Consider the following 20,649-nt stretch of genomic DNA (forward strand, 5'->3'; position numbering starts at 1 on the left):
TTTGCGGCCTTGTGAAGCTGTTCAATCCCATCTGACAGGTCAACCCAATGCATCGGACCGCGCTGCGGAAACGGCCTGGATCGCCTCGCCGGTTTCCGCCAGGCAGGCCTGAACAGCGCGGATCCCACCTGCCGCTCCTCATCTGCATTTCCAAGACTCGCAGCCGTTGACTGTCTCTTATTTGTGAACGAACAGTCAAAGATCGTCCATCTATGCGCGACAATTATTTAATGACAATGATCATTTCGAAATTCGGAAACAACACCTGTCCCCATTCAGGCGTCACGCCATAGAGGAAGCTTCCATGTCCAATACCAACAATGCAATCATTCTCATCGCCCGCATCCTGCTGTCCTTCATGTTCATCATGTCGGGCTTCGACAAGCTTGTGAACCCGGCCGGCACCGCCGGCATGATCACCGGCGCCGGCCTGCCTGCCGCCGATCTGCTGGCCTATGCCGCCGGCCTGTTCGAACTCGTCGCCGGCCTGTTCGTGCTGGTCGGCTTCCAGACCAAGCTGACCGGCTGGGCGCTTGCCCTGTTCTGCGTGTTCACAGGCCTCGTCTTCCACAGCTCGGCCATCAACGTGCCTGACTTCCCGGCTGCCGCAAACGGTTGGCTGACCGTTCTCAACCAGATCATGATGATGAAGAACATCACCCTTGCCGGCGCCTATATCCTGCTCGCCACTTTCGGCCCCGGCGCCTACTCGATCGACGCCCGCCGCGGCGTGGCCGTTGCTGCCTGATATCCCTGCCCCTCAAGGGTAGAAAAACAGCCCGCCGGAGCAATCCGGCGGGCTGTTTCATGTCTGTGCCCTCGTCTCTAAACCGTCAGGCCCTGCGGGCAAGCCAGACCGTTGCACCGCCGCAGGCCGGGTCCTCGCTGATAAGGGCAAGCAGTTCGAAACCGTGGCCTTCCAGCAGGCGCTGGTAGTCATCAGGGGCAAGGCTTGCATGGTAGAGCGGTTCGCCTTCGAACGTGCCGATCGCCTCGCCCTCCGCCGGCCCCGAAGTGAACATCAGCATGGCGCCGTCCGCGGCATGGGCCGCGAACCGCGCAAACATCGCCCGCTGCTCTTCGCCAGTCAGGTGAAAGAAGCTGTGCCAGGCCAAGAGCGCATCGAAGCGCGCGTCCAGCGCCAGGCGCCGCATGTCGCCGACATGCCAGCCATGTTCGGGAAACCGTGCCCGGCACAGGCCGATCAGCGTTGCCGAGGAATCGACGCCCGTCAGGCGATAGCCGCGGGTTATCAGTTCGGCCGCCATGGGCTCGCCCGAACCGCAGCCGATATCGAGCACCGTGCTGCCGGCGGGCAGCGTTGCCGTGAACCGGTCGAGCCAGTGTTTTTCGAACAGGTCCCGGCCGCGGATGCGGTCGAAGGCAAGAGCATGGCGCTCGTACAAACCGACGACACGATCCGCGTCTTCCATGCCGTCCTCCTCACATCCTACAAGGCGCCGCGCACCGCTTCGATGATCTCCTGCACCCGCGCATTGCCCTCATGGTCCGCTTTTCGCGCCCGCACCAGGCAAGCCTGCGACCGCAGGATCACGCCGTCGGAGAGGATCTTCAGATGATTGGCCTTCAGCGTCGAGCCGGTCGAGGTGATGTCGACGATGATATCGGCCTGGCCGGCGGCGGGTGCGCCTTCGGTAGCCCCTAAGCTCTCGACGATGCGATAGAGCTGGATGCCGTGCTGGCTGGAGAAGAACTGCTGGGTGAGGCGCCAGTATTTGGTGGCGATGGCCAGCCGGCGACCGTGACGGGCGCGGAAATCGGCCGCGACGTCGCCGAGGTCGGCCATGGTATCGACATCGAGCCAGATTTCCGGCACGGCGACCACGACATCGGCATGGCCGAAGCCGAGGCGGGCGGCGATCTCGACCTTGCTGTCGGCCTCGCTCAGGCCTTCGCGGATCAGGTCTTCGCCGGTGACGCCGAAATCCACCGTGCCATTGCCGATCTCGCGCGAGATTTCCGAGGCCGACAGGAAGGCGATGTCGATATCGTCGACCCCGTCGACGCGGCCGCGATAGGAGCGATCATTGCCGACGGCGACGATCTTCATCCCGGCGCGCTCGAAGATGGCCGAGGCATCGTCCTTCATGCGACCCTTGGAAGGCAGGCCAATGGTGATGGTCATTGGGGTGCCCTCTCCTGTTCGATGCGATCCAGCCACAGCGAGAAGCCGACGGCCGGAATGCGGTCTTTTGCACCGAGCAGGGTCAGCAGCCGATCGAAACGGCCACCGCCGGCGAGCACGGCGGCTGAGCCCTCGACGGCGATTTCGAACACCAAGCCGGTGTAATAGTCGAGCGGGCGGCCGAAGGCGGCGCGATAGGTGATGCGGCCAAGATCGAGCCCGGCATTGGCCAGAGCGGCAACCCGCTCGTCGAAGCGCGACACGGCGGCCCCAAGTTTCAAGCCGGCGGCATCGGCAAAGCCGGCCAGCGCCGCCGAGGCCTCTGACAGCGGCAGTTCCAGCGACAGGAATTCGCGCAGCAGCAGCAGGGCTGCGCCATCGAGCCGGGTTTCGGCCAGTTCCAGCTTTTCCTTCAGCCGCGTGGCGATCTCGGCCGGCGTGCGGCTGGCATTGGTGGAATAGCCGGTCGCCTGCATGGTGTCGTCGATATGGGCGATCAGGGCGCGGTCGTCGCCGGAGGCCAGAAGTGCTGTCACCATCGGATCGAGGCCCTCGACCGGATGGGGCGTGGCGAGCTTTTTCAGGAGTTGATCAAGCTGGGCCGAATTGCCAAAAGCCTGGATCAGCCGCTTCTGCCATCCAGCGGGCAGGCCCAGCGCCTTGACGACCGCCTCGAACACCGCCTGATCGCCGAGCGTGACGCTGAGCGTCCGACCCGGCAGCAGGCGCGCCAGCACGGCATAGGCATCACCGATCGCCCGGCCATCGGCACTGGCAATGCCCGTGTCGCCCAGATCCTCGATGCCGGCCTGGTAGAATTCATGGGCGCCCTCGCGGCGCTGGCGAAACACCTCGCCGAGATAGGCGTAGCGCTTTGGCGTGCCGGTGGCGGTCTCGATATGGCGCAGGCAGACGGGAATGGTGAATTCCGGGCGCAGGCAGAGGCTTGTCCCCCGCTCGTTCTCGGTCAGGAAAATGCGGCGGCGCAGGTCTTCGCCGGCCATGTCGAGAAAGGGTTCGGCCGGCTGGATGACGGGCGTATCCACCCGCGTCGTGCGGCGCGCGGCAAATTCGTCCAGCAGTTCGCCGGCAAAGTCGGGCATGTTGATCAGGGGCATGAGGATCCCAGCGGATTTTCAGTCAAGCTGTTGAGGTCAGGCGATTTGGCTCAGGCATTTCGGCCAATCCGAACACCACCCTTTGGCGCCCATGTCAACGACGGGCGTGACGGGGCCGCCACTTTTTATGGCAATGGAACAGCGAAACATCCGCTTCAGACGATCACCTGCATGAATTCGATGCGGTTGCCGAACGGATCATGGGCGTAGAAGCGCTCGTAGCCTTTGAGTGGCTGATCGGCGGCGACCAGATAACCGGACCGACCGATGCGGGTTGCCAGCGCCGGGAGATTGGCGACGATGAAGGCCGGATGGGCCTTTTGGGCCGGGCGGAAATCGGGATCGACCCCCAGATGGATCTTTACCGGCCCATCCTCGAACCAGCAGCCGCCGCGGGCTTTGAGATTATCCGGCTTCTCGACCTCCGGAATGCCGAGCACGCCTGCATAAAACGCCCGCGCATCGGCTTCCCGCCCTTCCGGCATGGCAAGCTGGACATGATCGAGAAACAGGATGGCCATCGCGATGTTCTCCCCTGATGGGGCATGAGTTTAATGCGGATGGGCGGGTTTGGGTAGAGCGAGATCAACCAGCCAACCGCGGCGCAAGTTCGCCCCCCTCTGCCCTGCCGGCGTTTGTCACTGCAATCGATTCACAGGATCGATTGCTCCGCTGCGCGGACCGTTCCGCACCCCCCACAGGTGGGGATATCGAATCGCGGCGGCCGCTCGCCAGGCTGGATGACGTTGAGAGCGCTGAAACGGATTTTACGGGAGCCCTGCCGGCTGTCCTCGGCCCTTTGTCCAGGCGAGCCGGCAGCGATCTGGGCTCCACCTCCCCCTTGAGGGGGGAGGTCGCGCGGAACGCGCGGGTGGGGGTGATCGTTCAGCGGTTGCGGCGGGTCACCCCACTCCGGAGCTTTGCTCCGACCCTCCCCCTCAAGGGGAGGGTAAGCTCAGAGGCCGGCCTGCTTTGCCCGCAGGCGATCTTCCGCCTGGGCGTCGAGGATCTGCCGGACTTTTGCGACCAGATCGGCCTCTGTCACCAGTTCCTGGGCGACGCGGGCTTCGCGCCATTCGGTGTTGTCGGTGATCTCGCCCGACAGGCGCTTGCCCTCGATCAGGTCCTTGATCTGCACCATGCCCTCTGCCCGCTCGTCGCCGCCCTGGATGATGGCGATGGGGCAACCTCTCCGGTCGGCATATTTCAGCTGGTTGCCGAATTTCTTCCAGTTGCCCTGGTACATTTCGGCGCGGATGCCTGCGTTGCGAAGGTCCTGCGTAAACCGCTGGTAACGGCCCATGCTCTCGACATCGCCATCCATGACGGTGACCAGGACAGGCGCGATGATATCGTCGGCACCGAGCTTGCCGAGATTTTTCAAGGCCGTCATCAGGCGCGACACGCCGATGGAGAAACCGGTGGCCGGGACCGGCTGGCCCATGAAGCGCGACACGAGACCATCATAACGACCACCGCCGCCGACCGAGCCAAAGACGACCTTTTCGCCCTTTTCGTTGGTGACGTCGAAGGTCAGTTCGGCCTCATAGACGGGGCCGGTATAGTATTCGAGGCCGCGGACGACGGAGGGGTCGATCACGATTCGACCGTCGTCATATCCGGCAGCTCCGACCAACGTCGCGATCGTTTCGAGCTCCTTTACGCCTTCACCGCCCGGTCCATTCGGCACTACGAAGCTCGAAAGTTCAGAGATCGCTGCTGCGACGAGTTTCTCGTTTCCTGAGTAACCGGTGTTCTTCGAATACACTTTGGCGAGCTTCGCGATCTCTATTCCCTTTTCAACGAAGCCGAGAATCTTGGTTGCCTGAAATTCATCCAGCCCTGCGCCCTTGGTGAAATCGCCGCTCTCATCCTTGCGGCCTTGGCCAAGCAACAGCTTCACACCCTCAGGCCCAAACTTATCCAGCTTATCAATCGCCCGCAGCACATTCAGCCGCCGGCCGGCATTTTCCTCGCCGCCGAGGCCGATCGCCTCCATCACGCCGTCCAGAACCTTGCGGTTGTTGACCCGGATCACGTAATCCCCGCGCTTGATGCCGAGCGCTTCCATCGTATCCGCCATCATCATGCACATCTCAGCATCGGACTGGACACCCGGCGCGCCGACCGTATCGGCGTCGAACTGCATGAACTGGCGGAAGCGGCCGGGGCCGGGCTTTTCGTTGCGGAAGACGTAGCCGGCGCGGTAGGTGCGGTAGGGCAGCTGGATCTCGTTGAAATTCTCCGCGACATGGCGGGCAAGCGGCGCGGTCAGATCGTAGCGCAGGCTCATCCACTGGTCGTCATCGTCCTGCAGGGAGAAGACGCCTTCGTTGGGGCGGTCGCTGTCGGGCAGGAATTTTCCCAGCGCATCGGTATATTCAAACAGCGGCGTCTCGACCGGATCGAAACCGTAGCGCTCGTAGACCTCGCGGATCTTGGCGGTCATCTCGTTGACGGCGCGGATATCGCCGGCCTCGCGGTCCACGAAGCCGCGCGGCAGGCGGGCTCTCAGTTTCTGCGGCTTCTTGGTCTTGTCGCTCATGATACGGGCACCGGATCTTTTCGAATTTCAAGTGCCGGTGTCTTAGAGGATCAGGGTTTTGGCGGCAAGGGCGAAGCGATGGGCAAGGCTTTAAGGCAGGCCCGACAGGTGCTATATTGGCCCCGCATAATCAGGACAGAAGCCATGAACACGCGCGTCACGCTCGACATGCCGGAAGAAATGCACCGCCTGGTGCTGAAATATGCCGCCGAAGCCGGGGCGGACCCCAATGCCTTTATGCTCGAAATCATCGAGGAGCGGCTGGAGGACGCCTATTTCGTAAAGCAGGCCGAGGAGGTGCTGGCGGCACGGGCGCGCGGCGAAAGCCGGACCTATTCGCTGGAAGAAGTGAAGCGCGAACTTGGCTTGGACGATTGACCTAGATGACAAGGCGGGCAAGCAGCTCGCGAAGGTCGGCAAACCGACGGCTGCTCGCTTGATCGCCTATCTCGAGAAGCGAATAGCCCCTCTCGACGATCCACGCCAACAAGGTCGCGCGTTACAAGGACCCGAATTCCCGCATCTCTGGCGCTACAAGGTCGGCGATTACCGGATCATCTGCGATATCCAGGACCAGAAGCTGATTGTGCTCGTGATCGAGATCGGCCATCGCAGCTCCGTCTACCGGTGACATCATGATCCTCGAAGCGCTGAACTATGCCGCGACCTGGCCGCTGACAGCCAAGGCGAACCGTGGGGCGATCCGGTATTCCGTCAATCTATGGTCGCGCGCCGGGCGCTGCGCGAAGGTGTGGCGCGAGCATGAAGAGAATTGCCAGGCGGCGGTGCGGCTTGCCTTTGCGGATCTGAAGCAAAGGCGCACGGCCGTGGTGCTCGGCTCCGGCCTGCTGCGCGACGTGCCGATCCTCGAGCTTGGTGGCACCTTCGACACGGTGGTGCTGGTCGACCTGGTGCATCTGGCCAGCGTCAGGCTGTGGCTGCTCGCCAAGGGCATCCGGAACGTGCGGCTGATCGAACGGGATCTGTCGGGCTACGACGATCTGGCCGGCGGGCGGCGGCCGGAGCCGCTGGCCTTCCTGCGGCAAGTGCCCTACCTCGACTTCGTGGTCTCGGCCAATCTGCTATCGCAGATCGGTCGCGGCGCGGGCCGACAGCTGGCGGCGGAGCCGGCCGGCCGCATGCCGGCGGATGCGCTGACCCACTTGATCCAGGCCCATCTCGACGGGCTTGCGGCAATCGCCGCCAAGACCTGCCTGATCACCGATACCGACTATACAGTGATCGACCGGATGGGCGAAGTGCGTGAAACCTTCGACCTGATGCATGGCGTGGTCATTCCTCATGTCAGGCAAAGCTGGGAGTGGCCGGTGGCGCCACTCGGCGAGGAAAGCCCGGACTATCGCATCGTGCACAAGGTGGTTGCCGTCTAGGCGCGGAGGGTGAAAACGAAGCGACACGCCTTGCTTTCGCCGGAATGGGGATTACCTTCGGGATCATGCGCTGTTTCCTCCGGATCATGGCCGTGCTTGCCGCCATCGCCTATGGCGCGATGCCGTATACCGGCATGGCCGTGACGATGCCGGTTACGGCTGTCATGGTCGTTCCGACGGCGGTTGCCTCACATGCAGACCATGGGCATGGGGCGATCAATCATGGCGATGCCGGCCGGATGATGCCGGCAACGGTGGCAGAATCCGATGACGGCTGTCCGCATCAGCCGCAGACGATGGCCAAGGGCCATTGCGCCGCCTGCCTGACGCTGGCCGCCGATATCCGCATCCACGATGCCGGCAAACCGGCGCGGAGGGCCGAGGCGCCGACTGTTGCAACCCGCCTCATCTCGCTGACGGCCGCGCCGCTCGACCCGCCTCCCCGCGCCTGACGTTCACCGACAGATATCGCATTCGTCGCGCCATTGCGCACAACAAGATTCTGCAGAGTCAGAAAGGGTAATCCCATGTTTTTGAAATCCATTCTCGCCACCGCCGCACTGCTGGCCGCAACGGTTGTCCAGGCCCAGGATGCACCGCCCCACGCGGGCCACACAACCGGCATGGACATGAGCCAGCCGGCCGGCGACCAGGGGCCGTCCAGCATGGCGTTTGCCGGGGCCAATGCCAAAATGCATACGGACATGGCCATCGCCTATTCCGGTGATGCCGATGTCGATTTCGTGCGCGGCATGATCCCCCATCACCAGGGCGCCATCGACATGGCGAAGATCGAGCTGCAATACGGCAAGGATCCGGAGATCCGCAAAGTTGCTGAAGAGGTGATCAAGGCCCAGGAGGCCGAAATCGCCATGATGAAGGCCTGGCTCGCGTCGAAGGGCAAGTAGGCGTTTCCGAAACGCGGGCGGCTATTGCATATAAGAAAAAACCCTCTCTGGCCTGCCGGCGCTTGTCACTGCAATCGATTCACAGGATCGATTGCTCCGCTACGCGGATCGTTCCGCACCCCACCACAAGGGGGGAGAAGACCCGCGGAAACCGCTCGGATCTAATCGCCGGTGGTGCGACTGGGTTAAGCCCTCCCCCTTGTGGGGAGGGTAGGGAGGGGTCTTTTCATTCGCATTGCACCCGCTGCTGGGAAGAGCCGGCCTGATGAGCAACAACCCCATCAGGCGCCCGCTGCATCGCGGCTCAGGCGTTCCAGCATGGCGGCCGCAATCGTGATACGGCGTTCCTTGTGGCGCAGGACGGAGAACTGGCGGGACGGCAGGTCGAAGCCGGCTTTTCTGAGCAGGCCCTCGCGCAATTGCGTCTCGGCGGCGATGCCGGAGACCACGGCGGCGCAGGGCCCGGCCCGCACGGCCGACAGCACCGCCTCATTGGACGGCAGTTCGAGAACCACATGCAGCGCTGCCGGATCGACATCCAGGCCGGCGAGTGCCGCCTCGAAGGCACTGCGGGTGCCGGAGCCCGGTTCGCGCATCACCCAGCCCGAGGTGGCCAGATCGCTGCCTTCCAGGCGCCGGCCATCGGCCCAGGGGTGATCGGGGCCGGTGACGATCAGGATATCGTCGTCGGTCAGCTTCGACACCGACAGAGCCGGCTCGTCGATGGCTCCTTCGACGAAGCCGATATCGGCCGTGCCCTGCAGGACCGCACTCGCCACCGAACGAGTATTGCCGATGGAAAGCGTCAGGGCGACGCCTGGATAATCTCGGTGGAAGCGCATCAGTACCGGCGGCAGCCAGTAGCTGGCGATGGTCTGGCTGGCATGGACCGACAGCGTGCCGCGCATCAGGCCGCCCATGTCGGCCAGCATCTGCTCGGCGGCGCGCACCCGCGCCAGAACCGCCCTCGCCTCACCCAAAAAGACGCGGCCCTCCTGCGTCAGCTCGATGCGCCGGCCGACCCGGTCGAACAGGGCGACGCCGTAAAACCCCTCCAGTGTCTTGATGGCGGAACTGACCGCCGAGGGCGTCAGGCCGATCGCCGCTGCGGCCTGGGTCAGGTGCTCGCACTCGGCAACAGCGACAAAGATGGAAAGCTGCTCGAAGGTCATCGGCCATTCATTCGATTTTACCGAATGAAATGTGACATACTATTCGATGGATGTCGATGATCGCGGATGACAGGTTGGGCTATATCCACACAGGTTGTCCGATGCTCTGTCCGCCCCGCCTTCTCGCTATTTTTCCCGGCCTCGCGCTTGCCGGCGCGGTGACGCTGGCCGCGCTGCTGATCGAACGGCTAGAGATCGTCGCCACCGGTGGCCATTTCATCGAGAGCCTGGTGCTGGCCATCCTGCTCGGCACCGCCATCCGCTCGGCGCTGCCGCTTGGACCCCGCTTCGAGCCGGGCATCGAGTTCAGCGCCCGGACGATTCTGGAGAGTGCCGTGGTGCTGCTGGGCGCCTCGATCAGCGTCGCTGATATCGGCGAGGCGGGTTTTGGCCTGGTGGCCGGCATCGCCGGTCTGGTTTGCCTGTCGCTGCTGTTCAGCTTCGGCATCGGACTGGCCCTTGGCCTGCCGGCCAAGCTTGCCACGCTGGTGGCCTGCGGCAACTCGATCTGCGGCAATTCGGCGATTGCCGCCGCCGCCCCGGTCATCGCGGCCGAGCCGCGCGATGTGGCCGCCTCGATCGCCTTTACCGCCATTCTCGGCGTCGGCGCCGTGCTGCTGATGCCGCTGGTGCAAACCGTCGCCGGGCTGAGCGCCCTGCAATACGGCACCTTTGCCGGGCTGACGGTCTATGCCGTGCCGCAGGTGCTGGCCGCGACCGCACCGGCCGGGCTGGTCAGCATGCAGACCGGAACGCTGGTCAAGTTGATCCGCGTGCTGATGCTCGGCCCCGTCCTGCTGATGCTCGGCATCATCAACGGCCGCCGCGGCCGGCAGGTGTCGCTGCAGCATGTGCTGCCGTGGTTCATCGCCGGCTTCGCTCTGATGATGGCGCTGCGCTCGCTCGGCCTCATTCCCGAAATAGCTCTGCAACCGATCGCCGGCCTGTCCAACCTGCTGACCGTGATGGCGATGGCCGGCCTCGGGCTCTCGGTCGATATCCGCAGTGCAACGCGGGCCGGCGGGCGAGTGATCCTTGCCGCCTGCCTGTCGCTTGCAGCGCTCGGGGGTGCGAGCCTCATGCTGATCCATATGCTGCAGATCGCCTGATCTCCCTGATCTATTCGTTCTGCATGACCTGCGTCATCTTCTCCCGGCATGGCGCCGAGACGCTGTCGCCTTTTGCCTGCAGGCACATGGCAATGCGGCCCTCACCGGGTTTGACGCCCGGGCAGAGGCTGCGGATATCGGCCATGCAGACCTTGGCAATCTCGCGGGCCACCGCCTTTTGCTCGGGCGTGACCTGGGCCTGGGCGCTGGCGATGGCGGGTGCCAGCAGAAGGGCTGCAAGAAGAATGGAATGTTTGAAGGCGAGCATTGTCTGGTCCTTTGGTTCTGATCGTCTGCGACTAAGGTCGGCGCCGGCAGGGCGGGCAGGGTATGGAGAGCCGCACCGCCGACGCCTCGGACACTCGCTTGGAGGTCCTTCCCAGTAAACCGCATGGGCCCCTTTACCGGGGGCGGTGGGTCGGGCACCCATGCGGCGAACGTGTGCTGCAGGCCTGGTTTGGGGGCAAGGCCTGCCGCACGAAGGCCAAGCTATGGCGGAGATTTGCCCGGCATATCGTCGGACAACCGCATTTTTTCCCAAATTCCATCGGACAGGTAACGCTGTGTAACAGGCTTGCCCTTTGCCGGCCGATCGGCACAATAAACGGCAGACCACGCCTAAGAGGATGGGATGATGATCGGCCGCGCCCTGACCACTATCGGCCTCGATGCCGACGACACGCTCTGGCAAAACGAGCAATATTACCGGCTGACCGAGGATCACTTCAAAGGCCTGCTGGCCGACTTCGCCGAACCCGACCATATCTCGGCCCGGCTGTTGGAGGCCGAGAGGCGCAATCTCGATCACTATGGCTTCGGCATCAAGGGCTTTACCCTGTCGATGATCGAGACGGCGCTGGAGATCACCGATGGCCGGGCGCCGGGCCGGGTGATCGGCGAGATCCTGTCGATCGGCCGCGATCTGCTCAGCCACCCCGTCGAGACCATGCCGCATGTGCACGAGGCGCTGGAGGCGCTCAGCGGCTCCTATTTCCTGGTGCTGATCACCAAGGGCGACCTGTTCGACCAGGAGCGCAAGCTCGCCCAATCGGGCCTTGGCGACTTTTTCGATGCGGTGGAGATCGTCTCGGACAAGAACGCGACCACCTATCGCCGGATATTTTCGAAGAATGGGGAGAGCCCGGATCGGGCGATGATGGTCGGCAATTCGCTGAAATCCGACGTGGTGCCGGCGATTGCGGTCGGCGCATGGGGCGTGTTCGTGCCGCATGAACTGACCTGGATTCTCGAGCATGTGGAAAAGCCCGCCGAGGCGCCGCGCTTTCGCGAGCTTTCCCATCTCGGCGCGCTGCCGGACTTGGTCGAATCGATCGGCTGATCAGCGCGGCCGCTGAAACGAGGCCCGGAGCTTTTCGACGCTGTCGCGGCACAGGCAGCCTTCGATGTGATCATTGACCAGGCCCATGGCCTGCATGAAGGCGTAGACGGTGGTGGGGCCGACAAAAGTCCAGCCGCGCTTCTTCAGGTCCTTCGACAGGCGGATCGAGGTCGGCGATGTCGGATTGGCCCTCAGCGTCGCATAATCCATGCGGACCGGGCGTTCGTCGGCACCGGGCTCGAAACTCCAGAAATAGCGGGCCAGCGACCCGAATTCGGCCTCCAGATCCACGGCGCGGCGGGCATTGTTGATGGTCGAGACGATCTTGCCACGGTGGCGGATGATGCCGGTATCGGCCAGGCAACGGGCGATATCGTCGTCGCCGAAGAGTGCCACCTTGTGGCAGTCGAAATCGGCAAAGGCGGCGCGGAAATTGTCGCGCTTGCGCAGGATCGTCAGCCAGGACAGGCCCGACTGGAACCCTTCCAGACAGATCTTTTCAAACAACCGCGCATCGTCCGTCACCGGACGGCCCCATTCCTCGTCGTGATAGCGGCGGTAGTCGTCCAGGTTGCCGTACCAGGAGCAGCGCACCTGCCCGTCGTCGCCCGTCACAAGACCGGTTTTTTCCATGGATCGTGATTCCCTCTGATCATCGATCGCCGTTTACCATTTGTTCACTATTTTTCCAAACGCGGCGCTAACCCTGATGAAAGGTTTACAGGGTCCACGGCCTTTTAGCGGAGCGGCGTTTACCATTTGGCGGCGGGCGCGATGCCACGATCACGGTATCCCTAGTCTCGGTAAAATGTAGCGAGTCCGTCCGATGATCCCAAAAACTCTCCTGCTCACAGCCAGCCTGCTGTTGTCCTTTAGCCCCGCCACCTTTGCCGCTGAGCGCTATCAGTCCCGCCCACCGGTCATCGTCAGCCCGGATCTGACCGCCCCCTGGGTCATGCAGCTCGGCGGCAGTGCGACACGGCCGGTGGTCTATGCCAATCCGCAGCCTGCCCCGCGCGTCTACCAGCGCCAGGTGATCCGCCGCGGCCAGACCAACCGCCCGCTGGTACAGCAGGTGGTGACGGTGCGGCCGAACGCGCCGGTCAAATCGCAGATCGAGCCGATGTACCTGCCGCAGATGGTGTCCTACGAGACAAAGCACAAACCCGGCACGATCGTCATCGACACCAACAATCGCTTCCTCTACCTCGTCATGGAGGGCGGCCAGGCGCGGCGCTATGGCGTGGGCGTCGGCAAGCCCGGCTTCGAATGGGCCGGTGCCCATAAGATCACCCGCAAGGCCGAGTGGCCGAACTGGACGCCGCCCCAGGAAATGATCACCCGCGAGGCGGCCAAGGGCCATTACCTGCCGACCCATATGGCGGGCGGGCCGGAAAATCCGCTCGGGGCGCGGGCCATGTATCTCGGCTCGACGCTGTACCGAATCCACGGAACCAATGCGCCCTGGACGATCGGCAGCGGCGTTTCGTCCGGCTGCATCCGCATGCGCAACGAGGATGTGGTCGATCTTTACGAGCGGGTCAACGTCGGAACCACGGTGATTGTGATCTAAATCACAGATCGAGAGCCCTTTTGCATGGCTTTTCTTGGCAGAAGGCTCAAATCTGCTTTACCTGGTCGTTTCACCAGTTGAAACGGCCGTAAACTTCGATACCCTCCCGCCGGGACGTGATTTGAGAGGGACCATCGAATGTCGAGACATCGGATTGCAATGGCGGCCTGCGCCATTGCGGCTATGAGCCTGCTGGCGCCGCTTCCGGCCGCAGCATTCAGCGGCGCTGCGGCGCCCAATGCGCCAAACAACGCCATTCTCGTGGCGCAACAGCCCAAGCAGCCAGCGGAAAAGTTCAAGCGCCGTGTGGTGCGCCTGAAGACCAACGAGGCGCCGGGCACCATCATCATCGATACCAACAACAAGTTTCTCTATTATGTCGAAGGCAATAACCGCGCGACGCGCTATGGCGTCGGCGTCGGTCGCGACGGCTTCGGCTGGTCGGGCGTGGTGAAGATCGGCCGCAAACAGGAATGGCCGGAATGGCGCCCGCCGGCGGAAATGCGCCGCCGAGAAGCTGCCAAGGGCCATATCCTTCCCGTCGTGCAGGAAGGCGGCATCGACAATCCGCTCGGCGCGCGCGCCATGTATCTCTACAAGGGCGGCCGCGACACGATCTTCCGCATCCATGGCACCAACCAGCCCTGGACGATCGGCCTCAACATGTCGTCGGGCTGCATCCGCATGATGAACAAGGATGTCGAGCATCTCTACGAGCGGGCCGGCGTCGGTACCAAGGTGATCGTCGTCGGTCCGGGCAACCGCCAGGGCGAAGTGAGCTTCGACGACAAGGGCATCGATATCCTGCGCACCATCTTCGGCGGCTGACCGCCCGTTTTCGTCCGGACGGACGGAGGGCAACCCATCGGGTCGAGTGTGCTCGAAACTGACATGACGAAAGGCGCGCGGGTTATCCGCGCGCCTTTTCGCTTTCAGGTCTTTGTCAGGTTCATTGTCAACATAATGCAATATAAGCCTGTTACGGCAAATATTGATCGCACTCGATGAACCGGATGCCTTGTATGTCGAAAAAGCTTTCCCTCCTGTCCGGGTCGATTGGCGCTGCGGCGATCGTTTTCCTGCCAGCAGCCGCCGCCCACGCCGAAATGGCGATTTCCATCTATGGCGGCGCGCAGACGGCGCCCCATAGTGACGTGACGGTGAGCGGTCCGACGGCACCGACATCGTTTAATGCCGGCTGGGAAGGCAAGTCGTTTTCCGCACCGCCCTATTACGGCGCCCGCGCCACCTGGTGGCTGGACAATCTCAACCGGCCCAACCTCGGCGTGTCGCTCGATTTCACCCATGCCAAGGTCTATGCCGACGACGAAACCCTGGCAGAGGCCGGCTGGGATCATTTCGAATTTTCCGACGGCATCAATCTGCTGACACTGAACGCGCTCTACCGCATGCCAATGGAAAATTCGAAATTCGTGCCTTATGTCGGGGCCGGCGTCGGCATCAACATTCCCCATGTCGAAGTGATCCGGCCGAGCGGGCGGACCTGGGATTACCAGGTCGGCGGCATGACGCTGCAGGCCCAGGCCGGCGTCTCCTACCAGATGACCGAGCGCTGGTCGGTGTTTGCCGAATACAAGGGCAACTATTCCTTCGTGGATGTCGATATCGACAGCGGCGACCGGCTGGAGACCGATATCATCACCAATGCCGTCAATCTCGGCGTCAGCTACCACTGGTAGCCGTGCACTCTTATACCAAGTGTCGATGACAGGAACCTATAAGTTTTTTATCATCGACACTTGGTATTACCGTAGCGAACAGAGCAGCTTGCCGTTGCGGGTGACCGGTGGTGGCGGGCTTCTCGTCGAGCTGGCAGCCTGCATGACGGCGGTGTAATTTCCCTCGAAACGACCGGAGCCACGTTTGGTGCGTTTGGTCTCGATCATCAGATCAAGCGATGCGGCCGCATTGTCCGGGCCGGTCTTGAAATAGGCCCGCAACCGCATCTCTTCGCCATCCATCCAGTGCTGCGACAGCATGGCCGAGGTCAGCCGGGCTTCCACGACCGGGGTTGGGCCCTTGTCCTGATTGAAGGCGACAATGCCGCGAAAATGGTTGAGTTCCTGGCCGTCCGTGTTGAGGAACCCGCTTTCGACCGACAGCTTCACCGCGCCGTCATCGACAGCGCAGTAGAAACGGTCTGCCGCGCTCGCCTGACTGCCGGATGCGGCGATCATCAGACACAGTAACCAGAACTTCGTCCGCATGGTCTGCCTCCCATAGGGATTATGTCACCTTGCGCTTATTGATAGACCCGGAAGATTAGGACTTGTTTAATTTTGCCGGCCTCTCGCCGCCATAGGCCCAGTCGAGCAATTCGACTGTGTGGACGATCGGAATGGCGGTGCCAGAGCCGATCTGCGTCATGCAGCCGATATTGCCGGTGGCGATCAGGTCAGGGCGCGTCGCCTCGAGGTGCTTGACCTTGCGGGCCTTCAGCCGCGCCGAGATCTCCGGCTGCATGATATTGTAGGTGCCGGCCGAGCCGCAGCACAGATGCCCTTCCGCGGGGTCCTTGACGGTGAAGCCCGCCGCTTTGAGCAGGAGCTTTGGCAGCGTGGTAATCTTCTGGCCATGCTGCATGGAACAGGCCGAATGATAGGTAACGGTCATGCCGCGGCTTGGTTGGGCTGGCAGGTCCAGCGTCGAGAGATATTCCGTCACGTCCTTGGCCAGCCCCGAAATGCGCGCCGCCTTGTCGGCATAGGCCGGATCGAGGCGCAGCATGTAGCCGTAATCCTTGATCGTCGTGCCGCAGCCGGACGCCGTGATGATGATCGCATCGAGCCCGCCGGCCTCGACCTCGCGGGTCCAGACATCGACATTGTTGCGGGCGGCGGTGAGCGCCTGCTCCTCGCGGCCCATGTGATGGACCAGTGCCCCGCAACAGCCCTCTCCCTTAGGCACCACGACCTCGACTCCAAGCCGGGTGAGCAGGCGCACCGTGGCGGCATTGATGCCGGGATCAAGCACCGGCTGCGCGCAGCCCGACAGGATGGCGACGCGGCCACGTTTTTGGGCCTGTTGGCTCTCGAAGGTGCCGGGCCGGTCGTAGCGTGAAGGCGCCGGCGTGGTCGAAGGCGCCAGATCGAACATGGCGCCGAAAGATTTGAGTGCGGGGACGCGTTTGATCAGTCCAGAGAACGGACGCCCAAGCCGTGCGAGGCTAAGGGCGAAGCGGAAGCGGCTCGGATAGGGCAGAACCATGGCCAGAACGGCGCGCGTCAGCCTGTTCATGACCGGGCGCCGATAGGTCTTTTCGATATGCACGCGGGCATGATCGACCAGATGCATGTAATCGACGCCGGAGGGACAGGTGGTCGCACAGGCAAGGCAGGAGAGACAGCGGTCGATATGCTTGACCACCTGCGCATCGGCCGGCCGGTCGTTTTCCAGCATGTCCTTGATCAGGTAGATGCGGCCGCGCGGACTGTCGAGCTCATCGCCCAGCGTCACATAGGTCGGACAGGTGGCGGTGCAGAAGCCGCAATGCACGCATTTGCGCAAGATCGCCTCGGAGGCTGCGACATGCGGATCGGCAAGCTGCTCGGCGGTGAAATTGGTTTGCATTAAACGCGTCTCCGTACCGCCCTGTTGCGTGCGAGGTTTACCAGCATGCCGCCCTCACCCCATCTTGCCCGGATTGAAAATGCCGCGCGGGTCGAGCTTGGCCTTGACCCGTTGCGACAGCAAGGCGACGGCGGGGGCGAGCGGCTCGAAGGCGGCAACGGCTGAGCGCGCGGCATCGGAAGCGCGCACCAGCACGGCATGGCCGCCGCCGAGCGCCTTGATATAGCGCCGCAGGATCTCGGCCTCGGGATCGGCCTCCATGCGCATCCAGACCAGGCCGCCCTGCCAATCGTAGAAGGCATCGATGCCGGCCTCAAGCCGCAGGGCTGCCACCAGCTGATGGCCTTGCGAGGGGGCGACAGACACCCGCCAGAGCGGCCGCGGCGTGCCGTCGGCATAGGGTTTCACGTCGCGGATCTCGCGCCAGAGAAGGCCGGTCTGTTCCGCGTCCAGATGGGTGACCGGCCCGAAACGGCTCATGGCGGCGATCAGTTTCTCGACGCGAACCGATACGGAGGCCGGCAGGCCTTCCAGCCGCAGCACGGTGGCCGGGCCATCGGCCAGGGCGCCGTGCAGGAAGCGGCCGCGCACGCTTTCCGGCAGATGGGCGGCCCCGGAGACCTCGACCGGCAGGGCCATGGCGGCGGCCATGGCGGCCGTTGCTTCGGCATCGTCGAGACCGGAGAGCACGATGGTGGCTGACGTCTTCGGCTGCGGCCAGACCTTGAACGTCACCTCGGTCAGGAAACCGAGCGTGCCGAAGGAGCCGGCCATCAGCTTGACCAGATCGAGGCCGGTGACATTCTTCATCACACGGCCGCCGGCCTTGACGACCTCGCCATGGCCATTGACGAAGCGCACGCCGAGCAGGTGATCGCGGGCAGCCCCTGCCGTCAGCCGGCGCGGGCCGGAGGCATTGCTGGCAAAGACGCCGCCGATGGTCGGCTCGCCCGACGTGCCCATGACGCCGCGATGATCGGCCGGCTCGAAGGCCATCATCTGGCCATTGGCATCGAGCGCTGCCTGGATCTCGGAGACATGGGTGCCGGCCTTGGCGGTCAGCACCATTTCGGCCGGGTTGTAGGCGACGATGCCGGAGAGCGACGTGGACCGCAGGCTCGACGTGGCGGCCACGGCATTGCCGAAGCCGATGCGCGTGCGGCCGCCGGCAATCGACAGGGCGACGCCCCGTTCGGCACAATCGCGGATGATGCCGGCCGCATCGTTTTCGGAAAAGGGCGTGAAGAAATCACTCATGCGGCACTCCCGAGCGGACTTCTGCCCTCCAGCGGAAAGACTTTTGACGGGTTCAGCGTCCAGTTGGGATCGAAGGCGGCGCGTATGGCCATCTGCTGGTCCAGGTCGACCTGCGCATACTGGTGCAGCATCAGGTCGCGCTTCTCGATGCCGACGCCGTGTTCGCCGGTCAGGCAGCCGCCAGCGTCGACGCAGAGTTTCAGGATCTCGTTGCCGGCCGCTTCGGCGCGGGCGGCATCCTCGGGGTCGTTGATATTGTAGAGGATCAGCGGATGCATGTTGCCATCGCCAGCGTGGAAGACATTGGCGACGCGCAGGCCGTAGCGATCGGTGATTTCCGAGGTCTTTTTCAGCACATAGGCGAGCTGGCTCAGCGGCACGGTGCCGTCCATGCAGATATAGTCGGCAATGCGGCCGGTGGCGCCGAAGGCCGATTTGCGGCCCTTCCAGATCAGCGCCGATTCCAGCGCCGACTGGCTTTCGCGCACCGTCTTCACATCATGCCTGCGGGCGATATCGCAGATGCTGGCAAGCATGGCCTCCATCTCTGCCTCCGAGCCCTCGACCTCGACGATCAGCAGCGCCTCGACATCGAGCGGATAGCCGGCATGGGCAAAGGCCTCGCAGATCTCGATGGCCGGCTTGTCCATGAATTCAATCGCCACCGGCACGATGCCGGCGCCGATGACATCGGCCACGCAGGAGCCGGCCGCCTCGGCGCTGTCGAAGCCGAACAGGACGGGACGTGCCCCTTCCGGCTTGGCGATCAGCCGGACGGTCGCTTCCGTCACCACGCCGAGCTGACCTTCCGAGCCGCAGACGAGGCCCAGCAGGTCATAGCCCTCGGCATCCAGCGCCTTGCCGCCGAGATCGATGATCGTGCCATCGACCAGCACCAGCTTGACGCCCAGAAGGTTGTTGGTGGTGACGCCGTATTTCAGACAGTGGGCGCCGCCGGAATTCATGCCGATATTGCCGCCGATGGTGCAGGCCAGCTGCGAACTCGGATCGGGCGCATAGAAAAACCCGTCGGCGCTGACGGCTTCGGAAATGTTGAGATTGGTGACACCGGCCTGCACGGTGGCGGTGCGGTTGGCATAGTCGACATCGAGAATCCTCGACATGGCCGAGAGGCCGAGAACGACGGCATCTTCCTGCGGAATGGCGCCGCCCGACAGCGATGTGCCGGCACCGCGCGGCACGACGGGAATGCCGTATTTGTGGCAATATTTGAGGATGGCCGCGACCTGCGCCGTGGTCTCGGGAAGGGCGACCGCCAGGGGACGACGGCGATAGGCGATGAAACCGTCGGTCTCGAAAGGCACCAGCTCGACCGGTTCGTGAATCAGGCGATTGGGCGGCACAAGCTCCTTCAGATCGTCCACGATCTCCCGGCGGCGCGCCATGATGGCCGCATCAGGCACCAGAAACTGGATGGCTTCCGACATGCATGTCTCCCCTCACCGCATGGAACCCGCATACACTCCCGCCGCATGCGCTTCAACTGGTATTGTTTCTTTACCACTTTGACGAAAGTCATGCAAATGTTATGGACTTATGACGATTTCGGAAAGAATGCATGTATGGAGGCCCGGCCGGCATGACCAATCTCGGCGATCTCGAAGTGTTTGTCCGGGTGATCGCGGCGGGCAGCATGTCGACCGCGGCGCGGGCGCTCGGGCTGTCGCCGGCGGTCGTCTCGAAGCGCATCAAGCGGCTGGAAGACCGGCTCGGCACGCGGCTTCTGCAGCGCACGACGCGGCAATTGTCGCTGACCGAGGCCGGCCAGGGTTTTTACGACCGGGTGGTGGCGGTTCTCTCCGGCCTGGAAGAGGCCGAATCCTATGCTTCCGGACGCTCCTCCGATGTCACCGGCACCCTGAAGATCTCCGCGCCGACCTCGTTCGGGCGATTGCACATCGCCCCGCATCTGAAGGGCTTCATGTCCGCCCATCCGGACCTTACCCTGCATCTGGTGCTGTCGGACGAATTCACCGATATCGTCGGCGGCGGCTTCGATCTGGCGATCCGCATTGCGGAATTGACCGATTCGACACTGGTAGCCCGGCGGCTGGCGCCGGTGCGCCGCATTCTGTGCGCCTCCCCCGACTATATCGCGGCCCATGGCATGCCGGAGAGTCTCGACGACCTGAAGCGGCATGTCTGCCTGCCGGCCCACAATTACGATGCCTGGCGGCTGGAAGGGCCGCAGGGCAGTCTTGTGCTGAAGCCGGAAGGGGCGCTGATCACCAATTCCAGCGAGGTAATCCGCGAGGCGGTGATCGCCGGACTGGGGATCGCGCTGCGCTCCACATGGGATATCGGCCCCGAGTTGAACAGCGGCCGGCTGGTGCAGGTGCTGCCGGGCTATGAGGGATCGCGCAATGTGGCGCTCTCGGCGGTCTATCCGAGCCGGCAGTTCCTGCCCGCCAAGGTGCGGCTGTTCATCGATTATCTTTCCGGACTCTACGGCCCGGTGCCCTATTGGGAGGGGTGACGG

The 20,649-nt window shown here is 63.4% G+C and carries 24 protein-coding genes; 12 read left to right on the forward strand and 12 right to left on the reverse strand.

Translation table 11 applies throughout. The annotated features are described in order from the left end of the window. The first annotated feature begins 304 nt into the window (after window positions 1–304). The gene (locus tag HFC70_RS19695) at window positions 305–748 is read left to right on the forward strand and encodes a DoxX family protein (RefSeq protein WP_168475002.1); all 444 of its coding nucleotides are present in this window, start codon (window positions 305–307) and stop codon (window positions 746–748) included. A gap of 85 nt (window positions 749–833) precedes the next feature. Here HFC70_RS19695 and HFC70_RS19700 read toward each other — a convergent pair whose 3' ends face one another. The 5 genes from HFC70_RS19700 to hisS all read right to left on the reverse strand — a co-directional run bounded on the left by HFC70_RS19700 (window position 834) and on the right by hisS (window position 5,809). Then, window positions 834–1,433 (reverse strand): class I SAM-dependent methyltransferase, encoded by a 600-nt coding sequence (locus HFC70_RS19700; protein WP_168475003.1) that lies wholly within the window; start codon window positions 1,431–1,433, stop codon window positions 834–836. A 17-nt stretch (window positions 1,434–1,450) separates the two neighbouring features. Further along, entirely contained in the window at window positions 1,451–2,146 is a 696-nt protein-coding gene (gene hisG, locus HFC70_RS19705; RefSeq protein ID WP_168475004.1) for an ATP phosphoribosyltransferase, read from the reverse strand. Beyond that, complete coding sequence (locus HFC70_RS19710) at window positions 2,143–3,264, reverse strand: ATP phosphoribosyltransferase regulatory subunit (RefSeq protein WP_168475005.1); 1,122 nt, start codon at window positions 3,262–3,264, stop codon at window positions 2,143–2,145. The genes hisG and HFC70_RS19710 overlap by 4 nt, the downstream gene beginning before the upstream one ends. 155 nt (window positions 3,265–3,419) lie before the next feature. Next, entirely contained in the window at window positions 3,420–3,785 is a 366-nt protein-coding gene (locus tag HFC70_RS19715) for a glyoxalase (protein WP_168475006.1), read from the reverse strand. Window positions 3,786–4,219: 434 nt separating this feature from the next. Beyond that, window positions 4,220–5,809, reverse strand: coding sequence for a histidine--tRNA ligase (gene hisS / locus HFC70_RS19720; protein WP_168475007.1), 1,590 nt, complete (start codon window positions 5,807–5,809; stop codon window positions 4,220–4,222). A 144-nt stretch (window positions 5,810–5,953) separates the two neighbouring features. Between hisS and HFC70_RS19725 the strand changes: the two genes are divergently transcribed. The 5 genes from HFC70_RS19725 to HFC70_RS19745 all read left to right on the forward strand — a co-directional run bounded on the left by HFC70_RS19725 (window position 5,954) and on the right by HFC70_RS19745 (window position 8,108). Further along, window positions 5,954–6,187 (forward strand): DUF6290 family protein, encoded by a 234-nt coding sequence (locus HFC70_RS19725; RefSeq protein WP_168475008.1) that lies wholly within the window; start codon window positions 5,954–5,956, stop codon window positions 6,185–6,187. Then, a complete protein-coding gene (locus tag HFC70_RS19730; protein WP_168475009.1) occupies window positions 6,171–6,440 on the forward strand; it encodes a type II toxin-antitoxin system RelE/ParE family toxin in 270 nt (89 codons plus the stop codon). Before HFC70_RS19725 ends, HFC70_RS19730 begins: the two co-directional genes overlap by 17 nt. A 4-nt stretch (window positions 6,441–6,444) precedes the next feature. After that, the gene (locus HFC70_RS19735; RefSeq protein ID WP_168475010.1) at window positions 6,445–7,200 is read left to right on the forward strand and encodes a hypothetical protein; all 756 of its coding nucleotides are present in this window, start codon (window positions 6,445–6,447) and stop codon (window positions 7,198–7,200) included. Window positions 7,201–7,265: 65 nt separating this feature from the next. Beyond that, window positions 7,266–7,652: a hypothetical protein gene (locus HFC70_RS19740; protein ID WP_168475011.1), complete on the forward strand. Its 387-nt coding sequence runs from the start codon at window positions 7,266–7,268 to the stop codon at window positions 7,650–7,652. A gap of 75 nt (window positions 7,653–7,727) precedes the next feature. Further along, entirely contained in the window at window positions 7,728–8,108 is a 381-nt protein-coding gene (locus HFC70_RS19745; protein WP_168475012.1) for a DUF305 domain-containing protein, read from the forward strand. Between the two features lie 281 nt (window positions 8,109–8,389). Here the strand turns inward: HFC70_RS19745 and HFC70_RS19750 are convergent, their stop codons facing one another. Further along, the gene (locus HFC70_RS19750) at window positions 8,390–9,280 is read right to left on the reverse strand and encodes a LysR family transcriptional regulator (RefSeq protein ID WP_168475013.1); all 891 of its coding nucleotides are present in this window, start codon (window positions 9,278–9,280) and stop codon (window positions 8,390–8,392) included. A 101-nt stretch (window positions 9,281–9,381) separates the two neighbouring features. On the opposite strand from HFC70_RS19750, the gene HFC70_RS19755 reads away from it, so the two are divergent. Then, window positions 9,382–10,389, forward strand: coding sequence for a YeiH family protein (locus HFC70_RS19755; protein ID WP_168475014.1), 1,008 nt, complete (start codon window positions 9,382–9,384; stop codon window positions 10,387–10,389). A gap of 10 nt (window positions 10,390–10,399) precedes the next feature. On the opposite strand, the gene HFC70_RS19760 is transcribed toward HFC70_RS19755, so the two are convergent. Further along, window positions 10,400–10,657 (reverse strand): hypothetical protein, encoded by a 258-nt coding sequence (locus HFC70_RS19760; RefSeq protein ID WP_168475015.1) that lies wholly within the window; start codon window positions 10,655–10,657, stop codon window positions 10,400–10,402. Between the two features lie 366 nt (window positions 10,658–11,023). On the opposite strand from HFC70_RS19760, the gene HFC70_RS19765 reads away from it, so the two are divergent. Continuing rightward, window positions 11,024–11,728: an HAD family hydrolase gene (locus HFC70_RS19765; RefSeq protein ID WP_168475016.1), complete on the forward strand. Its 705-nt coding sequence runs from the start codon at window positions 11,024–11,026 to the stop codon at window positions 11,726–11,728. On the opposite strand, the gene HFC70_RS19770 is transcribed toward HFC70_RS19765, so the two are convergent. Then, window positions 11,729–12,361, reverse strand: a complete 633-nt coding sequence (locus HFC70_RS19770) for a DNA-3-methyladenine glycosylase I (protein WP_168475017.1) — start codon at window positions 12,359–12,361, stop codon at window positions 11,729–11,731. It lies immediately after the preceding gene. 196 nt (window positions 12,362–12,557) lie between these two features. On the opposite strand from HFC70_RS19770, the gene HFC70_RS19775 reads away from it, so the two are divergent. From HFC70_RS19775 to HFC70_RS19785, 3 genes are all read left to right on the forward strand, one after another. Next, entirely contained in the window at window positions 12,558–13,301 is a 744-nt protein-coding gene (locus HFC70_RS19775; protein ID WP_368669756.1) for a L,D-transpeptidase, read from the forward strand. 138 nt (window positions 13,302–13,439) lie between these two features. Next, entirely contained in the window at window positions 13,440–14,129 is a 690-nt protein-coding gene (locus tag HFC70_RS19780) for a L,D-transpeptidase (RefSeq protein WP_168475019.1), read from the forward strand. Between the two features lie 194 nt (window positions 14,130–14,323). Then, on the forward strand, window positions 14,324–15,001 hold the full coding sequence (locus tag HFC70_RS19785) for an outer membrane protein (protein WP_168475020.1): 678 nt from the start codon (window positions 14,324–14,326) through the stop codon (window positions 14,999–15,001). 66 nt (window positions 15,002–15,067) lie between these two features. Here HFC70_RS19785 and HFC70_RS19790 read toward each other — a convergent pair whose 3' ends face one another. From HFC70_RS19790 to HFC70_RS19805, 4 genes are read right to left on the reverse strand one after another with little or no spacing between them, the layout of a single operon-like run. After that, on the reverse strand, window positions 15,068–15,529 hold the full coding sequence (locus HFC70_RS19790) for a hypothetical protein (RefSeq protein WP_168475021.1): 462 nt from the start codon (window positions 15,527–15,529) through the stop codon (window positions 15,068–15,070). 55 nt (window positions 15,530–15,584) lie between these two features. Continuing rightward, window positions 15,585–16,892 carry a glycolate oxidase subunit GlcF gene (gene glcF, locus HFC70_RS19795; protein ID WP_168475022.1) on the reverse strand — a complete coding sequence of 436 codons (1,308 nt, stop codon included), beginning with the start codon at window positions 16,890–16,892 and terminating at the stop codon, window positions 15,585–15,587. A gap of 54 nt (window positions 16,893–16,946) precedes the next feature. Then, window positions 16,947–18,149: an FAD-binding protein gene (locus HFC70_RS19800; protein ID WP_168475023.1), complete on the reverse strand. Its 1,203-nt coding sequence runs from the start codon at window positions 18,147–18,149 to the stop codon at window positions 16,947–16,949. Then, window positions 18,146–19,597 (reverse strand): FAD-linked oxidase C-terminal domain-containing protein, encoded by a 1,452-nt coding sequence (locus HFC70_RS19805; protein WP_168475024.1) that lies wholly within the window; start codon window positions 19,595–19,597, stop codon window positions 18,146–18,148. Before HFC70_RS19805 ends, HFC70_RS19800 begins: the two co-directional genes overlap by 4 nt. A 152-nt stretch (window positions 19,598–19,749) precedes the next feature. On the opposite strand from HFC70_RS19805, the gene HFC70_RS19810 reads away from it, so the two are divergent. After that, entirely contained in the window at window positions 19,750–20,646 is an 897-nt protein-coding gene (locus HFC70_RS19810) for a LysR family transcriptional regulator (RefSeq protein ID WP_168475089.1), read from the forward strand. Window positions 20,647–20,649: the final 3 nt, after the last annotated feature.

The organism is Agrobacterium sp. a22-2 (genome assembly GCF_012276985.1).
Lineage (GTDB): Bacteria > Pseudomonadota > Alphaproteobacteria > Rhizobiales > Rhizobiaceae > Allorhizobium.

Excerpts from the sequence above, each read along its gene's own strand:
- HFC70_RS19805 (WP_168475024.1), bottom strand. The coding sequence starts at position 19,597 with ATGTCGGAAGCCATCCAGTTTCTGGTGCCTGATGCGGCCATCATGGCG.
- hisS (WP_168475007.1), bottom strand. The coding sequence starts at position 5,809 with ATGAGCGACAAGACCAAGAAGCCGCAGAAACTGAGAGCCCGCCTGCCG.
- HFC70_RS19695 (WP_168475002.1), top strand. The coding sequence starts at position 305 with ATGTCCAATACCAACAATGCAATCATTCTCATCGCCCGCATCCTGCTG.
- HFC70_RS19755 (WP_168475014.1), top strand. The coding sequence starts at position 9,382 with ATGCTCTGTCCGCCCCGCCTTCTCGCTATTTTTCCCGGCCTCGCGCTT.
- HFC70_RS19750 (WP_168475013.1), bottom strand. The coding sequence starts at position 9,280 with ATGACCTTCGAGCAGCTTTCCATCTTTGTCGCTGTTGCCGAGTGCGAG.
- HFC70_RS19740 (WP_168475011.1), top strand. The coding sequence starts at position 7,266 with ATGCGCTGTTTCCTCCGGATCATGGCCGTGCTTGCCGCCATCGCCTAT.
- hisG (WP_168475004.1), bottom strand. The coding sequence starts at position 2,146 with ATGACCATCACCATTGGCCTGCCTTCCAAGGGTCGCATGAAGGACGAT.
- glcF (WP_168475022.1), bottom strand. The coding sequence starts at position 16,892 with ATGCAAACCAATTTCACCGCCGAGCAGCTTGCCGATCCGCATGTCGCA.
- HFC70_RS19780 (WP_168475019.1), top strand. The coding sequence starts at position 13,440 with ATGTCGAGACATCGGATTGCAATGGCGGCCTGCGCCATTGCGGCTATG.
- HFC70_RS19715 (WP_168475006.1), bottom strand. The coding sequence starts at position 3,785 with ATGGCCATCCTGTTTCTCGATCATGTCCAGCTTGCCATGCCGGAAGGG.
- HFC70_RS19760 (WP_168475015.1), bottom strand. The coding sequence starts at position 10,657 with ATGCTCGCCTTCAAACATTCCATTCTTCTTGCAGCCCTTCTGCTGGCA.
- HFC70_RS19785 (WP_168475020.1), top strand. The coding sequence starts at position 14,324 with ATGTCGAAAAAGCTTTCCCTCCTGTCCGGGTCGATTGGCGCTGCGGCG.
- HFC70_RS19710 (WP_168475005.1), bottom strand. The coding sequence starts at position 3,264 with ATGCCCCTGATCAACATGCCCGACTTTGCCGGCGAACTGCTGGACGAA.
- HFC70_RS19765 (WP_168475016.1), top strand. The coding sequence starts at position 11,024 with ATGATCGGCCGCGCCCTGACCACTATCGGCCTCGATGCCGACGACACG.
- HFC70_RS19810 (WP_168475089.1), top strand. The coding sequence starts at position 19,750 with ATGACCAATCTCGGCGATCTCGAAGTGTTTGTCCGGGTGATCGCGGCG.
- HFC70_RS19700 (WP_168475003.1), bottom strand. The coding sequence starts at position 1,433 with ATGGAAGACGCGGATCGTGTCGTCGGTTTGTACGAGCGCCATGCTCTT.
- HFC70_RS19745 (WP_168475012.1), top strand. The coding sequence starts at position 7,728 with ATGTTTTTGAAATCCATTCTCGCCACCGCCGCACTGCTGGCCGCAACG.
- HFC70_RS19725 (WP_168475008.1), top strand. The coding sequence starts at position 5,954 with ATGAACACGCGCGTCACGCTCGACATGCCGGAAGAAATGCACCGCCTG.
- HFC70_RS19790 (WP_168475021.1), bottom strand. The coding sequence starts at position 15,529 with ATGCGGACGAAGTTCTGGTTACTGTGTCTGATGATCGCCGCATCCGGC.
- HFC70_RS19735 (WP_168475010.1), top strand. The coding sequence starts at position 6,445 with ATGATCCTCGAAGCGCTGAACTATGCCGCGACCTGGCCGCTGACAGCC.
- HFC70_RS19770 (WP_168475017.1), bottom strand. The coding sequence starts at position 12,361 with ATGGAAAAAACCGGTCTTGTGACGGGCGACGACGGGCAGGTGCGCTGC.
- HFC70_RS19800 (WP_168475023.1), bottom strand. The coding sequence starts at position 18,149 with ATGAGTGATTTCTTCACGCCCTTTTCCGAAAACGATGCGGCCGGCATC.